This window comes from Xylophilus sp. GOD-11R (genome assembly GCF_033546935.1).
Lineage (GTDB): Bacteria > Pseudomonadota > Gammaproteobacteria > Burkholderiales > Burkholderiaceae_C > Xylophilus.
The window spans coordinates 4,111,894-4,128,052 of the sequence record NZ_CP137854.1 but is presented as its reverse complement, the minus strand read 5'-3'; the positions used below and the strand labels follow the sequence as shown (position 1 = coordinate 4,128,052).

The window sequence follows — 16,159 nt, the reverse complement described above, 5'->3', positions numbered from 1 at the left end:
TCCGAAAACGGCAAAAGCGTTGATGGTTCGTGGGCCTGCCAGCGGGCTCATCCGAGGAGGCGAAGCCATCGTGCCGACGGACGAACGCCACCGACGATTCTTTCGCGTGCCGGCTACGGCTTTCGGATGGGGGGCGACTCAGATCGCGTAGAGCTCCACAGGCATGGGCCAACGGCTGGTGACGGCGAGCGAGACGAGGACCGCATCGAGGCGGACGGCTTGATTTCCTGCGACTGCCATTAATCCGCCGTCTTCCTGCCGCACGGTAAACAGCCGCCGTTGGTCGGTGTGCCACAGCACCAGTACGGCGCCGGGTTGGAGTTTTCGGCTGATCGATTCGATCGCGACCATGAGGCTCTTGCCGGCGTCGTACGGGTGGAGCATCGGTATTTCGTCGCTGTAGTCCTGCATGTCCCTGCCGTAGTGGTCTTGCAGGTGTCGACCGTAGCGGTCCCTTAGGTAGGCGACCACCGTGGCGCCGCCGATGGCGCGGGGCACATTGCCATCAGCGGCGCCCGCTTCGGCCAGCCAACGTGCGAAGTCGTCGGAAGGCGCTGGGCGCCGGAGCACTTCGGCGATGGCATTGCAGGCGTCAGAGAAGGCGGGCTCGTGGGCCGGGACGAGTGGGGATGTGGGTGCATCGACCTGCCTGGTGCCGGGGGTATCCGCCGGGCCGGACGCGATCGCGCGCTGCTGCAGGTGCCGCCGCAGCTGTTCGATCGGGGGAATGCCCACGCTGTTGATTTGAGGCTGCTGTTCCGGTGCCGGGTCCGGAGCCGGCTCCGGTGCCGGCTCCGGTGCCAGGTCCGGCTCGGGTTCGAAATACAACTCGGGTCCAGGCTCGGATCGGGCCTGGTGGTCGGCTTCGAGTCCAGGGATGTCGAAGCCCGTGGCCAGGAGCTCGTCGAGCGTGCCGTACTGCTCGTGGTCGATCTCCATGCGCGTGTCACCGGGCGCCGCGATGACGCCTGCCGGGTCGAGTTCGCGGGCGAGCGCGGTGAATATCTCCATCGCCGCGCGTCCGTTGTAGAGGCGGGATGTGCCGTTCGCGTCGGGCGGGCAGATCTCGCTCTCGAAGGCCGCGATGTAGGTGTCCCACGGCGGCAGGTCACTGCCTTGGCGCAGGTCGAGACTGGCCATGATCGCCTTGGCCGCACCCTGTTTGTTGAGGGCGCCGTTCCAGACGTGGCGGCCCAGTTGCTCGCCGGTCATGGGCGGGATGCGATGCCGATGTTCTGCCAGCAGGGCCTTGAGGTCTTTCGTGGTGATGCCGATCCCTTGCCATGCCAGATGGTCACGCAGGCAGACCGTGCTGACGGCACTGCTGGAGACCTGGCTCATGAAAAGCTGCATGCCGCCCTGGTCGAACAGATCGCCGATGGCCTGGCGGGCGAGCAGCTTGTTGCGACCTACCCGGGATACGAATTTGTTCAGCCGCGCTGCGGTACAGAAGTGCTCGGGAGCGCGTTCATTGATCCAGTACGCGATGTCGTGATGCGTGGCGAAAGCCAGCAGTGGAAGTTGCCGCATGAGCTCGGTGATATGCGTCTGCAGCAGGTCGTGCGCCATAGCGGGTTTACGCCACTGCGCGCGGTCCAGTACTTGCGGCAGACGTGCCGGGGAAATGCGGCTGATGAGGTCGCGCACTTTCTTCGCGTTCATGGTGGGGCAGTCGGCGATGACGAGGCTGAAGATTTTTTCGATATCGAAGTGTTGTTGGCCGGCCTGGTCGGTTTTCGTGAAGTCGACCAATTTGTTCTTCTGAAGAAGGTCGCGGAGGGTCGCGAAGAGCTTTTCGACCTGCCGGGCGTATTGCGCCCTGATGGCTTTTGCGGCTTTGCGGCGCTGGTCGGGTGCGGGCCGGCGATGCGCCCGCACCTTTTGGCCCGCGTCGGCGCACAGGAGCCGATCATTGAGGCTCAGCAGCGTGCCATCGCGACGCAGCAGGCCGGCCTGCTCCATCTTCTGGACGAGCGCGGTGCGTGCCGCGCTGCCGAGCTGCGGTCGCAGCCGATGGACTGCGTTTGCGCAGTCCTGCTGGCTGTACCCGCCGGGGTGGTGTTTCAACAGGTACGTGGCCAGGCCGGTGACGCGCCATTGCAGCGGTGCGCCCGGCTCGCCGGTAGCCAGCGGCGGTTTGCCGCGAAATACCTGGGAGGTAGCGTCACGTGGCGGCCAGCGGCGGCTCTGTTTGGGTGACTGTCCCCGCGGAAAGAATAATCCGCGGCGGTGTTCGATCTCCGGCATGAGTTTCGGCAGGTGCCGGAGCACGGCGCTGGCCAGGTGGATTCGCCGGCTCTCCAGCATGCCACGCAACTCGCCCTTGGTCATCGCGAAGCCTGCGTTGGCCATCCCCAGGATGGTTTCGCGTATCGCCTGCCCATGCCGGGTAATCGCGCTGCAGAGCAAGGCCAGATCGTCCGTGGCCGATTCGGTCGGCCGTGGCTCCACCATGCCTTGTGGGTCCACGGGCGTGCCCGCCACCCGGTATCGAAGGTAGGCCATCGACGCAGCCGTGCGGGTGGCCAGAAAGCGCAGCAGATCGGGGCCGCAGGGCTCGACCGCGCCCAGGCGGGCGATCAGGCCCCCGTAGCGTTCGTTGTCATTGAGCAGGTCAGGATCTGCGCGGCAGGCCTGCTCGGCCTCGTCTACGAACCATTTCAGCAATGCCGTCTTGGAAAACAGCTCGGGGCGTTCGAGCATGACCCAGCACTGCAGATGACCCGGTGGCAGGCGCTGGCCTTTCTCCTGGAGGATGCGGTGGACCTTGTCGATCTGCTCGAAGCCGTTTTTCACGCTGCCGGTCACCTCCGAGGCTGCGGCTCGGACCTGGCCGAGCGTGGTGCCGCCGCAGGCGTGATCGGCCGGTTCGGTGTCGGCGCGCAGCTGCGATGGCATTGCGCTGAACAGATGCCGGTCCGCCGACGGAAGTCCTGAACCGGTGTCCGGCAGGTCCTGCCACGAGGTGGTCGTGTGGATGGCCTCGTGGTATGGGGGCGGGGGCGGCCTGGTGCTGCCGGTGTGCGGGTTGACCGGCGTCGACCTGCCGCAAGGCGCGCATGACGACGATGGGTACGACGGAGAAATCATGGCGATCGGGAACCGAAACCGCTGATGGTTCTGGTTCCCGCTTCCAGTGCGCTTGCCGTCGGACGAAAAAACGGCCCGGGCCGCGAATCGCACCCCGGGCCGTCGTCGTCGACGCTTCGCTTATCGGTCAGTAAGGCGAGCCGTCGCGCACCCGGTGAATCTCGCCGATGTCCACCACCCAGACCAGCCCGTCGCCGATCTGGCCGGTGCGGCAGCTCAGCATGATGGCTTCGCGGATCGATTCGACCATGTCGTCTTCGCAGACCACGCTGAGCATGGTCTTCTCGCTGAAGTCCACCAGCTCTTCGCGCACGCTGCGGCGATTGGCCGACGCCGGGGCGGTGAAGCCCTCGGCCTTGAACAGGGTCACGCCCGGAAAATTGGGAATGGCGCGCAGGGCATCGCGCAGCTTCTGGATGCGGGTGGGCCGCACGATCGCTCGGATTTCTTTCATCGGTCAGGCTTCCATCGGTTTTTCGTCGAACCAGCGGTAGAGCGTGGGCAGCACCACCAGTGTGAGCAGCGTCGAGGAGATGAGTCCCCCGATCACCACGATGGCCAGGGGCCTCTGTACTTCGGAGCCGGGACCGGTCGCGAACAGGAAGGGCACCAGTCCCAGCAGTGCGACGGTGGCGGTCATCATCACCGGCCGGAACCGGGCGATACAGCCTTCGCGCACCGCTTCGGCCACGTCCATGCCGTCTTCGCGCAGGCGGCGGATGTAGCTCACCAGCACCACGCCGTTGAGCACCGCGATGCCCCAGAGCGCGATGAAGCCCACCGAGGCCGGCACGCTGACGTATTCGCCGGTGACGAACAGCCCGATCAGGCCGCCGATCGAGGCGAAAGGCAGCACCAGGATGATCAGGCCCGCCAGCTTGACCGACTTGAACAGCATGAACAGCAGGAAGAAGATCGCGGCGATGGTCAGCGGCACGATAACCGACAGCGTGGCCATGGCGCGTTCCATGTTCTCGAACTGGCCGCCGTAGACCAGGTAATAGCCGTCGGGCAGCTTCACCTCGCGATCGATCTTGGCCTGCGCTTCGGCGACGAAGCCGGCCAGGTCACGACCGTCGACGTTGGAGCCCACCACCACCCGGCGCTTGCCGCTCTCGCGGCTGATCTGCGCCGGGCCGTCGACGAGTTCGATCTTCGCCACCGACGACAGCGGAATCTGCGCGCCGTCGAGCGTTGGCAGCAGCATGCGCGAGATGGTCTCGACCGAGTTGCGCTGCTCCTCGGGGAAGCGCACCGCCACCGCGAAGCGGCGTTCGCCCTCGTAGAGCGTGGTCACCGGCTTGCCGCCGATGGCCGACTCGATCAGCGCCTGCACCTCGGCCACGTTGATGCCGTAGCGGGCGATGGCCTTGCGGTCGATGTCGATGTTCAACGCCTGCTGGCCGGAGAGCCGCTCGATGCGGATGTCGACGCTGCCGGGGATGCTCTTGAGGATCCGGGCGATGTCTTCGGAGACGCGCTTGAGTTCGGGCAGCGTGTCGCCGAACACCTTCACCGCCACCTGCGACCGCACGCCGGTCACCATCTCGTCGACCCGCTCGGAGATCGGCTGCGACAGCACGATCTGCACGCCCGGAATGGTCGAGAGTTTCTTGCGGATGTCCTCGTCGACCTCGTCCTGGGAGCGGTCGCTTTCCGGATCCAGGATCACGATCGGATCGGACTCGTTGGGGCCCGCCGGGTCGGCCGGCGACTCGCCCCGCCCGATCTTGGAGACCACCGACTTCACGCCAGGCACCGAGGCCACCATCTTCATGGCGTCCATTTCCATGCGCAGCGACTCTTCCAGCGAGATGCTGGGCACGCGGTTGATCTGCGGCGTGAGCGCGCCTTCCTTCATCGTCGGCATGAAGGACTTGCCGAGGAAGGGGAACAGCGCCATCGAGCCCAGCAGCAGGGCCACGGCCACCGCCAGCGTCATGCGGTTGTGGGTGGACGCGCGGTCGAGCAGCGGCAGGTAGGCGCGCTTCATCAGCGCAATGATCTTGGTGTCGTGGTCGGCGCCGCCCTTGAGGAAGTAGGAGCAGAGCACCGGCGACAGGAACAGCGACACCAGCAGCGAGACGAAGAGCGAGATCGCGATGGTCAGCGCCAGCGGGCCGAACATCTTGCCCTCGATGCCCTGCAGCGTCATCAGCGGCAGGAACACCAGGATGATGATCATGATGCCGAAGATGGTCGGGGTGGCGACCTCGGTGGTGGCCTGCAGGATCGCCCGCACCTTGGCGCCGCGGCTGTCGTCGGTCACCTGGCCGAGCTTGTGGAACACGTTCTCCACCACCACCACCGTGGCGTCCACCATCAGGCCGATGGCGATCGCCAGCCCTCCCAGCGACATCAGGTTGGCCGATATGCCGTAGCGGTTCATGACCATGAAGGTACACAGCGGCGTGATCAGCAGCGTCGCCACCACGATCAGGCTGGAGCGCACGTCCCCCAGGAAGATGAACAGCACGATCACCACCAGTACAACGCCCTCGATCAGCACCTTGCCGACCGTCCACAGGGCCGAGTCGACCAGGTCGGTACGGTCGTAGAACGCGGTGATCTGCAGGCCGCCGGGGATCATGCCCTTGGCGTTGATTTCGTCGACCTTGGCCTTGACCCGGGTCACGATTTCCTTGGCGTTGCCGCCGCGCATCATCAGCACGATGCCCGACACCGCTTCGGTGTAGCCGCCCTTGACGATGCCGCCCTGGCGCACCTCGTTGCCGATGCGCACCTCGGCCACGTTGCGCACGTAGACCGGGGTGCCGTTCTGCTCCTTGATGACGATGTTGCCGATGTCCTCCAGCGTCTTGATGAGGCCCGAGCCCTGGATCAGGTACTGCTCGGTGCCCAGCGGCAGGATGCCGCCGCTGGCGTTGGAGTTGTTGGCCGCGATGGCGTCGACCACCTGCTGCACCGACAGGTTGTAATGGCGCAGGCGCACCGGATCGACGAGGGCCTGGTACTGGCGCACATAGCCGCCCTGCGAGTTGATCTCGGCCACGCCCGGGATGGAGCGCAGCATCGGCCGCACGACCCAGTCCTGGATGGTGCGGCGCTCGGCCAGCTCTTCGGGCGTCAGCGCGCGTTCACCGTCGTCGGGATGGTCCAGCGTGTACTGATAGACCTCGCCCAGGCCGGTGGAAACGGGCCCCAGCACCGGCAGGATGCCCGCTGGCATGCGCGGCGTGACCTCGATCAGCCGCTCGGTGACGAGCTGCCGCGCGAAGTACACGTCGGTCGCGTCGGTGAACACCAGCGTGATGATGGACAGGCCGCTCTTGTTGAGCGAGCGCATCTCGACCAAGCCCGGCAGGCCGGTCAGCGATATCTCCAGCGGCACGGTGACGAATCGCTCGATTTCCTCGGGCGAACGGCCCGGGGCTTCGGTGGCGACCTGCACCTGCACATTGGTCACGTCGGGGAACGCGTCCACCGACAGTTTCGTGGCGGCTCGCATGCCGAAGGCGCAAAGCACCAGGCCGAGCACGACCACCAGCAGCCGCTGCCCGAGCGCGGCCTTGATGAGTGAAGCAATCATCTGGCGATCACTCCAGTTCCGCGCGCTTGCGCTCGTTGTTCAGGTGGAAAGCGCCTTCGGTGACGATCTCGGTGCCTTCACGCGGGCCCTGCAGCATTGGCCGCATGCCGCCGCTGTTGGGGCCGAGCTCGACCGGGGTCAGTCGGTACTTGTTCTCGCCGGTCTTCACGAACACGTTGTCGCGGTCGTTGTCGCGCACCACCGAGGACGGCGGCACCGCCAGCACCTTGGACGCCGCGCCCGAGATGCGCATGGTGGCGAGCATTTGCGGCTTGAGCGCGCGCTTGGGGTTGTCGACCTCGGTGCGGACGGCGACGGTGCGGGTGTCGGGCTGCACCGTGGCGCCCACCACCACCACCTTGCCGGTGAGCGGGTCGCCCCCGAGCGCCGGCACGCTGATTTCCATCGACTGGCCGACCTCGACCGAGCTGGCGGCCTGTTCCGGCACCGCGCCGATGACCCAGACCTTCTGCAGGTCGGCCACGGTGAAGAGCGGATCGCCCGGCTGGGCCACCTGGCCCTGGCTGACATTGCGCTCGATCACCACGCCGGCCCGTGGCGACACCACCAGCGTGGCGGCGGCGAGCGTGCCCTTGGTGCGCAGCGACTGAATGTCGCCGTTCGACATGCCCAGCAGTTGCAGCTGCTCGGTGGAGGCGCGCAGTTCGGCGTTGGCCACGGACAGTTCGGACTCGCGGCGTTGCAGTTCGGCCGAGCCGATCACGTCGGCCTGCAGCAGCTGGCGCGCACGGTCGACCGCGCGGCTGGCCAGGCTGCTGGCCGCGTTGGCGCGCAGCACGGCGAGCTGCGCCTGGGTGAGTTCGGGGCTGGCGACACGGGCCAGCGCCTGGCCGGCACGCACCGTGTCGCCGATCTCCACCATGACCTCGGTGACCCGGCCGGTCACAGCCGAACCGATGCGGGTGACGCGGTGTTCGCTGGCGTCGATGCGGCCGGTGATCTCCTGCACCGGCGAGATCTCCGCGGTGGCGAGCTTGCCGACCTTGAAATTGCCGGCCATGGCCGGCTGCACGGTAACCAGCATCGGATCGGGCGGGGTTTCAGGCGCGGCCTGCGCGGCCTCTTCCTTCTTGCCGCAGGCGGCGAGCGCAGCGACCAGGCAGACGGCCAGCACGGTGCGGGTGAAAAATCGGGGGTGGTCCATGGCGGGCCTTTCGTGATTCGGCAATTCGGTAGGAAGGGCGGCGGAGCGGCTCATTGCATGCCTCCGCGCTGAAGCGCTGCGGAAGGCAGCGGCGGTGTGTCGTCGGCCCAGCGGCCGGACAGGAAATCGAGTTCGGTGCGGGCGGCCTGCGCCTGGAAGCGGGCGGTCAGCAGGTCGGCCCGGACCGCGCGCAGCACCCGTTGCGAGTCGAGTACGTCGAGAATGCCGCGCTCGCCGAAGCGCCAGGCGGCATCGGCCACCCGCAGCGCGGCCTCGGCGTCGCGAACCGCGCCCTGCGACAGCGCCTCAATGCGCAGGCGGGCCATTTCGAGCGCCTTCTCGGCGGCCTGCAGCTGCTGTTCGAGCTCGGCCTGGCGGCCGTCGAGCCGACCGCGGGCACGTTCGAGTTCGGAGCCGGCTTCGGCGATGGGGCCGGTGCGGCGGTCGAACAGGGGAATCTGCAGCGTCACGCCGAAGATGTTCTGCTTCACGTCGGGCTCACGGCTCTGGCTCAGGCGCAGCTCCACGCCCGGCAGACGGCCGGCTTCGGCCAGGTCGAGCTGGGCGCGTGCCCGGTCGACCTCGGCCCTGAGCGTCATCAGCTCGGGGTTGCGGGCGAGCATCTGCTCGCGCAGCAGATTCATGTCGGGCATGGGGCGCGGTGTCTCGCTCAGTGCGGCGTCCAGCGACCATTGCGGCGGCAAGGTGCCGGCGCCCAGGCGGTTGAGGGTGATGGCGGCTTGCTGCGCCTGCAGCAATGCGGTCTGCTGCAGCGAGCGGGCGTTGACGGTTTCGGCGTCGGCCTTGATCAGCTCGTAGCGCGGCGCCTCACCGCTGTCGACCCGGGCGCGCACCCGGGTGTTGACCTGCTCCAGCAGCGACGAGGCCTCGGCGGCGGCGGCAGCCTCGGCTTGGCGCAGGAGCAGGTCGTAAGCGCGCAGGCGCACCTGGGCGACCAGCTCGTTGCGGGTCACGCCGACCTGGAAGGTGCTGGCGCGTTCGCCGAAGCGGGCAGCGTCCACCCGGGCTTCACGCAGCCAGGGGTTCTCGATCAGCTGCGAAATGCCGTAAGTGGAGACGTTGCCGCCCACGCCGCCGACCTGGCGGGCGCTCTGGTTGCCGGCGCTGTATTCCAGGCGCGGGTTGGGAAACGCGCCGGCGCTGTTGATCGCCGCCTGTGCGGTGTTGCGCAGCCGTTGCGCCGACAGCAGGCCGGTGTTGTTCTGCACGATCGCATCGGTGAGCTGCTGCAGGTTGATGCGCGCGCCGGTTTCGAGCGACGCGGTGACGGCCGCGCCGCTGGCGGCGGCGGCCGGCAGGTTGAGTGGTGGCGCGTCGGTGCCGCGCCTCGGAGCAGTGGGCGCGTTGGCCGGCGCGCTGGCCGCCGGCTGGGCGGCGGGAGTCGGCGCGGGTCGCACGGCAGGCCATACGGGCGCTGGCGCTGCGGGACGTTCGGTGGCGCTTTGGGGCTGCAGGGCGAACTGCGCGGCGGCGGGCTGCGCGATGCAGCCGGCGGCCAGCAGTGCCAAGGCGCCTCGAGCGCGGAACAGGCGATGGGACATGGTCGGTGCTGCCTCGGTCGGAGGCAGGAAAGAAACAACAAACGGGGGGCGCTGCGCAAGGCGTCCCGCGCAGAGGCGGGATGGGCGAAGCGGTTGGAGGGACCGGCTCCGAAGCGGAGCGTGCAGAGACGCCGTGCGGGCGCACGGCTGCCGGCCTGGCGGTCAGGCCGGTGGGGTCAGGCCAGTCTTGGTGGCCGCAACAGCGCCATCTGCCAGGCGCTGGCGCTGTCGGAAAGGGCCTGGACCACCAGCGGATGGTGGACGGACGGGATGTCGGGACGCTCGAACGCGGCCGATATCATTTCGGTCCGGTCGTCGTTGTTGGCCTGCAGGTCGAACGCGACCTGCGCCTCCGCCGCCGAAATGGAGGCGTCGTCGAGCTGATCCGTGCGCGGATGGCAAAACACGAACATCGGATGCGAAGGCTCCGACTTGTGCTGCGCCACCATCAGCGGATGCGACTGAATCTGCGGCGCCATCAGCACGTAAGACGCCGGATGCCCAGCCGGCGGTGCTTTCGTCCGCTTGCAGCCGGTCCCGGCCAGCGCGGTGAGCGCCAGCAAAAGGAACAACAAGGCGGAAATGGCGATTCGCATGGAGACGGCCGGGCAGTCAGGTTCTGGTCAGGTTGAAGCGCGTAAGGACCTCAATTGTGCACCAACCGTCGCAGGCGTAGCTAAAAGCATCCGGACTAACCCGTAACAAAGCGCGGTGGCACGGATGCTGCTGCCACCATGACGAGACCATGATTCGACCCGTTCAAACCTCTTCGCGATGCCCCTGCCCATGACGGATGCCGCCGTTTCCCAGACCGCGCCGGCCGACACGACGGCCGCGCCGCTGCAGCGGGTAGTGAAGATCCGGCGCGACTACAACAACTGGGTCGGCCGCGAGACGCTCGAAGACTACGCGTTGCGTTTCGCGCCCCGGCGCTTTCGCAAATGGTCGGAATGGCGGGTGGCCAACACCGCGTTCGGCGCCGCTTCGTTCCTGATCCTGGAGGCGGTGGGCGCCACGCTGCTGGTGCAGTACGGGGTAATGAACGCCTTCTGGGCGATCCTCGCGACCGGGCTGATCATCTTCACCGCCGGCCTGCCGATCAGCATCTACGCGGCGCGCTACGGCGTCGACATGGACCTGCTCACCCGGGGCGCCGGCTTCGGCTACATCGGCTCGACCATCACCTCGCTGATCTACGCCAGTTTCACGTTCATCTTCTTCGCCCTGGAGGCGGCGGTGATGGCCTATGCGCTGGAGCTGGCGCTGGGCATACCGCCGCGCTGGGGCTATCTCATCTGCGCACTGGTGGTGATTCCGCTGGTCACGCACGGCGTTTCGGCCATCAGCCGGCTGCAGCTGTGGACGCAGCCGGTGTGGCTGGCCATGCTGATCGTGCCCTTCGTCTACGTGCTCCTGCGCGACCCGACCGCCTTTGACGGCATCGTGCGTTACGGCGGCGAGAGCGGCGTCGGCGCCGGCTTCAACCTGCATGCCTTCGGCGCGGCGCTCACCGTGGGCATCGCGCTCATCACGCAGATGGGCGAGCAGGCCGACTACCTGCGCTTCATGCCCGAACGCACCCGCGACAACCGCCGCCGCTGGTGGCTGGGCGTGCTGGCCGGCGGGCCGGGCTGGGTGGTGCTGGGGGTGGTCAAGATGCTCGGCGGTGCCTTGCTGGCGTGGCTGGCCATCTCGCACATGGTGCCGCCCGACCGCGCGGTCGACCCCAACCAGATGTACCTGGCGGCCTACGAATACGTGTTCCCGCACTACGGTTTCGCGGTGGCCGCCACGGCCTTCTTCGTGGTGCTGTCGCAGCTCAAGATCAACGTCACCAACGCCTACGCCGGCTCGCTGGCCTGGAGCAACTTCTTCTCGCGCGTCACGCACAGCCATCCGGGGCGCGTGGTGTGGGTGATCTTCAACACGCTGATCGCCTTCATGCTGATGGAGATGAACGTGTTCGACGCCTTGGGCGACGTGCTCGGGCTGTTCTCCAACATCGCCATCGCCTGGATCATGGCGGTGGTGGCGGACCTGGTGATCAACAAGCCGCTGGGGCTGTCGCCGGCCGGGGTGGAGTTCAAGCGGGCGTACCTCTACGACATCAACCCGGTGGGCGTGGGCGCGATGGGCCTGGCCTCGGCGCTGGCGATCGCCGCGCACCTGGGCGGGTTCGGGCCGATGGCGCAGGCGTTCTCGGCGCTGATCGCGCTGGGCACCGCACTCGTCGCCTCGCCGCTCATCGCCTGGGCCACGCGCGGGCGCTACTACCTGGCGCGCGAGCCGCTGCCCGTCATACGCCTGGTGCCGGCCGAGGCCACCGGCGGTGCGGCGCCGCGCACCCTGCGCTGCACCGTCTGCGAACAGAACTACGAAGGCCCGGACATGGCCTACTGTCCGGCCTACCAGGGCCATATCTGTTCGCTGTGCTGCACGCTCGATGCCCGGTGCGGCGACCTGTGCAAGCCCCACGCGAGCCTGAAGGCGCAGTGGTCGCAGGCCTTGCGCGGGCTGCTGCCGCGCCGGGTCTGGCCCTATCTCGACACCGGCCTCGGTCACTTCCTGTTGTTGATGATGGTCATCGTGCCGCTGCTCGGCGTGGTCTTCGGTCTGCTCTACCGGCAGGAGGTCGGCACCTTGGCGGCCAGCGGCGGTTCGGCGTCGGCCGGCTCGCTCGCGGCGGGTTTCCTGAAGGCCTACATGGCGCTGCTGGTCATCTCCGGCATCGTCGCCTGGTGGATGGTGCTGGCGCACGAGAGCCGGCGGGTGGCGCAGGAGGAGTCGAATCGGCAGACGCACCTGCTGGTCGAGGAAATCGAGTCGCACCGCCGCACCGACGCCGCGCTGCAGCAGGCGCGCCAGGTGGCCGAGGCCGCGCGCGAGCAGGCCGACCATGCCAACCAGGCCAAGAGCCGCTACATCAGCGCCATCAGCCACGAGCTGCGCACGCCGCTCAACAGCATCCTCGGCTACGCCCAGCTGATGGGCGAAGACCCGAGCGTGCCGCCGCACCGGCGCCAGGCGGTGGAGGTCATCAAGCGCGGCGGCGAGCATTTGCTGGGGCTGATCGAGGGCACGCTCGACATCGCCCGCATCGAGGCCGGCAAGCTGACGCTGGAGCTGGCGCCGACGCGCTTCGCCGACGTGGTGCAGGAGATCGCCGACCTGTTCGAGCTGCAGGCGCGCGAGAAAGGCCTCAAGTTCCATTTCGAGGTGACCGGCCGCCTGCCGCAGGTGGTGCGCGCCGACGAGAAACGGCTGCGGCAGATCCTGATCAACCTGATCGGCAACGCGATCAAGTTCACCGCGGCGGGCAGCGTCAGCCTGCGCATCCGGCACCGGCGCGAAATGGCGGACATCGAGATCGCCGACACCGGCCCCGGCATGGAACCGCAGGAGCTGGCGCACATCTTCGAACCCTTCGCGCGGGGGTCTTCCTCCAGTGCCCGCAGTGCGCCCGGCGCGGGCCTCGGCCTGAGCATCGCCGAGATGCTGACCGGCCTGATGGGCGGCCAGCTCACCGCCGAAAGCACGCCGGGCACTGGCTCCACTTTCCGGGTGCGGCTGTTCCTGCCGGAGCTCGCCGAGCAGCGTGCCGGCCCGCGCGGCAACGCCGTGCGGCGTGGTTACGAAGGCCGGCGACGCGACATCCTGGTGGTCGACAACGAGGAGCCCGACCGCGAACTGCTGGTGCAGGTGCTGAGCCCCCTGGGCTTTCGGCTGCGCACCGCGGCCAGCGGTCACGACTGCCTGGACCTGCTGGCCGCCGGCTACCGGCCCGACGCGATCCTGATGGACCTGGCCATGCCCGGCATCGACGGCTGGGAGACCATCCGCCGGCTGCGCGCGGTGGGCCACACCGGCGTGGCGGTGGCGATCGTCTCGGCCAACGCCTTCGACAAGGGGCTGGACAACGACGTCGGCATCGCCATGCAGGACTTCATCACCAAGCCGCTGCGCCACGGCGAGCTGCTCGACTGGCTGGAGCGCCGGCTCGCACTGACCTGGCGAGCCGAGGCCGCGCCCGTGGTCGAACCCGCGCCCGCGCCGGCCGCCACGGTGCTGCCCGACGCCGAGTCGCTGCAGGCCCTGCGCGAGGGCGCCGAGCTGGGCTACTACCGGGGCATCCTCAACACCCTGGCCGACATCGAGCGTCGTCGGCCCGACTGCGCTGTCTTCGTCGAGGAGATGCGCGCTCTGGCGCGACAATTCCGCTTCGAGGCGATCGCCGAGCGGCTCGCCGCCGACCCCGCGCCCTCTTCCTGATCGACCCATCCCGTGACGCCCTCCGTTCCCCCGTCCGCATTCGACGCGCTCGACCGCGCCAACAGCGACCTGGTGCTCATCGTCGACGACGTGCCCGACAACCTGGCCTTGCTGCACGACGCGCTCGACGAGTCGGGCTACACCGTGCTGGTAGCCACCTCCGGCGAATCGGCCCTGGCCCGGGCCGCCCAGGCCCGGCCCGACATCGTGCTGCTCGACGCGATCATGCCGGGCATGGACGGCTTCGAAGTCGCCCGGCGCCTGAAGGCCGACCCGGCGACGCGCCACATCCCCATCGTCTTCATGACCGGCCTGACCGAGACCGAGCACCTGGTCGCCGCGCTCGGCGCGGGGGCCACCGACTACGTCACCAAACCGATCAAGCCCAAGGAAGTGCTGGCCCGAATGAACGTGCACCTGCAGGGCGCGCGCCAGGCGCGGCAGGAGGCCAGCCAGGCCGGGCAGGCGCGCAACGCGCTCGACGCCTTCGGCTACGCCAGCATCACCGTACGCGCCGGCGACGGCCGGCTGATGTGGCAGACCCCGCTGGCGCGCGAACTGCTCGACCGCTGGTTCGGAACCGCCGCGCCGGTCACGCCCGGCCCGGTGCTCGACTGGCTGCGCGGCCACGTAATGGACGGCCCGCCCACCATCGAGCCACCTCGCCTGGCCTTCGAGCAGGGCGCTTCGCGGCTGACGGTGCGGCTGCACCGGCAGATCGGCGACAGCGAGGAGGGCGGCGACTGGCTGCTGGTGATGCGCGAGGTAAGCGACGCGGCGGTCATCGAGGCGATGCGGCTGAGCTTCGCGCTCACCGCGCGCGAGGCCGAAGTGCTCTATTGGGTGGTCAAGGGCAAGATCAATCGCGACATCGCCGACATCCTGGGTTCCAGCCCGGCGACGGTGAAGAAGCACCTCGAACGCATCCTCGCCAAGTTGGGCGTGGAGACCCGCACGGCGGCGGCCGGCATGGCGATGAACCGCATCGCGCAGCTGCATCCGCAGTTCGAGGGCTGAAGTTTCGAGCCGAAGCGGCTTGGCGGCGGTGCGGCATTCGGCAAGGCAACGTCTTTTCGCGCTTTCGCATGCAGTGGGGCGGGCGATTCGGCGCAATCTTTTGCGGGTCACCATCACCGGGCCTGCAGCAGCATGATCCCATCTCCCGCCACGGTAGTCGCCGTCCTGGTTCCCGTCGTTTCGGCGGCCGTGCGAGCCGGTGCCACGGCCTTGTTGACTGATCGCGACCGCGTCCATCCCCAGGCGCGGCCTGGCGCGGATGTCGCCGAGGGCGGGGGCGAGGGCGTGTTGTCCATGCTTGGCAAACTGCGCCGATCGGCGTGGGGCGATACGGGAGAAGGCGCCGACACGACGGGTGTCACGACATCCGGAAACGCGACCAACGCCACCAACGCCACCAACGCCACCAGCCCCACCAGCGTTTCCGACACTTCCAACACCGATTGCTTGATAGAGCGGCCACATTTCCCGGCGCTGCCGTCCGGGTCGGCGGGCGCAGCCGAAGAACTCGACCTGTTGACGACTTACACCGGTCTGCTGCACCACGCGCAGACCCGCGGGAACGGTGCCTGCCTGCAGGAATGGGTGGAGCAGGCGGTCACGCTTCTCTCCGCAAATGGCGCAGCGGTCGACCGAGTCGACCGGTTCCGCAGAGCGTGCGCCACGATGGAGACCATTTCGGATCGCCTGCGCAGCAGTTTCCATGAAGCCGAGATTCGCATCGACAACATGGCGGTGTCGGGGCGGCTCTACGCGATGGGACTGACTGTCGACGATGCGATGAGCTGTCTGGTGGCATACGCCAACGAATGGCTCGAAGCTTTGCCGGCCATGGCACTGGAAAGTGATGCTTCGGCCATGGAACAACTGCCATCCACCAGCCGGCTGTTGAACGACGCGATCGGCCGGGCGGTCGGGGAGTTGGGCGAGCGCCACATCTACAACAAGGTCGCCGGTCCCTTCACGCGTAGAACCACCCCGCCGGGCTTGCTGAGCCAGCAGACTACGCCCGCACCGCCCCCGCCCCTGGACCGACGCGCAGCCATGCGGGCGTTGCGGGCATTTCACGAGAACTACCAGCCGGTGCTGGAGGCCACGGGCGCGGGTGATTTACGACGACTGACCGGTGCCAGCCGGGGCCATATTTTCTTTCCCGACCTGAAGAGTCTGCTCGTTTCGGTCCCGTGCGGCGACAAGCGCGCGACCGGCGGTGTCGCTTATCCACCGGGTGCGGATCACGTTCATGGGCTCAGGGCCGCCTACCTGCCGGATGGGCGCGAAGTGCTCGTTGGCTGGGAGCCCACCGCCGTTGGGTAATTGGTGCGATACCGCATCGACGGCGAGCCATGGGTGGTGTCGGGTATCTACACCGACGAGCTCCTGAACCGGTCGAAGGTCGGTCGCATGGGACGGCTGATCGACTGGATGCTCAACGAGAAGATCAAACTCGAACTGCGGGGCGCCGGCGCTCCGGTGGGATGACGGCCCGGGGGTGGTCGGCACCGG

At 68.0% G+C, this 16,159-nt stretch carries 10 protein-coding genes; 4 read left to right on the top strand and 6 right to left on the bottom strand.

Features of this window, described 5'->3' with window-relative positions; translation table 11 throughout:
- Positions 1-138: 138 nt before the first annotated feature.
- The 6 genes from R9X41_RS19035 to R9X41_RS19010 form a co-directional block, all read right to left on the bottom strand.
- Complete coding sequence (locus tag R9X41_RS19035; protein WP_318632007.1) at positions 139-2,898, bottom strand: hypothetical protein; 2,760 nt, start codon at positions 2,896-2,898, stop codon at positions 139-141.
- A gap of 319 nt (positions 2,899-3,217) precedes the next feature.
- Positions 3,218-3,544 (bottom strand): P-II family nitrogen regulator, encoded by a 327-nt coding sequence (locus R9X41_RS19030; protein ID WP_318632006.1) that lies wholly within the window; start codon positions 3,542-3,544, stop codon positions 3,218-3,220.
- Positions 3,545-3,547: 3 nt separating this feature from the next.
- Positions 3,548-6,640 carry an efflux RND transporter permease subunit gene (locus R9X41_RS19025; RefSeq protein WP_318632005.1) on the bottom strand — a complete coding sequence of 1,031 codons (3,093 nt, stop codon included), beginning with the start codon at positions 6,638-6,640 and terminating at the stop codon, positions 3,548-3,550.
- Between the two features lie 7 nt (positions 6,641-6,647).
- Positions 6,648-7,805: an efflux RND transporter periplasmic adaptor subunit gene (locus R9X41_RS19020; RefSeq protein ID WP_318632004.1), complete on the bottom strand. Its 1,158-nt coding sequence runs from the start codon at positions 7,803-7,805 to the stop codon at positions 6,648-6,650.
- A gap of 50 nt (positions 7,806-7,855) precedes the next feature.
- On the bottom strand, positions 7,856-9,367 hold the full coding sequence (locus tag R9X41_RS19015; RefSeq protein ID WP_318632003.1) for a TolC family protein: 1,512 nt from the start codon (positions 9,365-9,367) through the stop codon (positions 7,856-7,858).
- Positions 9,368-9,543: 176 nt separating this feature from the next.
- Positions 9,544-9,930, bottom strand: coding sequence for a hypothetical protein (locus R9X41_RS19010; RefSeq protein WP_318632002.1), 387 nt, complete (start codon positions 9,928-9,930; stop codon positions 9,544-9,546).
- Positions 9,931-10,153: 223 nt separating this feature from the next.
- On the opposite strand from R9X41_RS19010, the gene R9X41_RS19005 reads away from it, so the two are divergent.
- The 4 genes from R9X41_RS19005 (at position 10,154) to R9X41_RS18990 (ending at position 16,135) form a co-directional block, all read left to right on the top strand.
- Positions 10,154-13,636: an ATP-binding protein gene (locus tag R9X41_RS19005; protein WP_318632001.1), complete on the top strand. Its 3,483-nt coding sequence runs from the start codon at positions 10,154-10,156 to the stop codon at positions 13,634-13,636.
- Between the two features lie 12 nt (positions 13,637-13,648).
- The gene (locus tag R9X41_RS19000) at positions 13,649-14,653 is read left to right on the top strand and encodes a response regulator (protein ID WP_318632000.1); all 1,005 of its coding nucleotides are present in this window, start codon (positions 13,649-13,651) and stop codon (positions 14,651-14,653) included.
- Between the two features lie 132 nt (positions 14,654-14,785).
- Positions 14,786-15,970, top strand: a complete 1,185-nt coding sequence (locus R9X41_RS18995) for a hypothetical protein (protein ID WP_318631999.1) — start codon at positions 14,786-14,788, stop codon at positions 15,968-15,970.
- 3 nt (positions 15,971-15,973) lie between these two features.
- The gene (locus R9X41_RS18990) at positions 15,974-16,135 is read left to right on the top strand and encodes a hypothetical protein (protein WP_318631998.1); all 162 of its coding nucleotides are present in this window, start codon (positions 15,974-15,976) and stop codon (positions 16,133-16,135) included.
- Positions 16,136-16,159 lie beyond the last annotated feature (24 nt).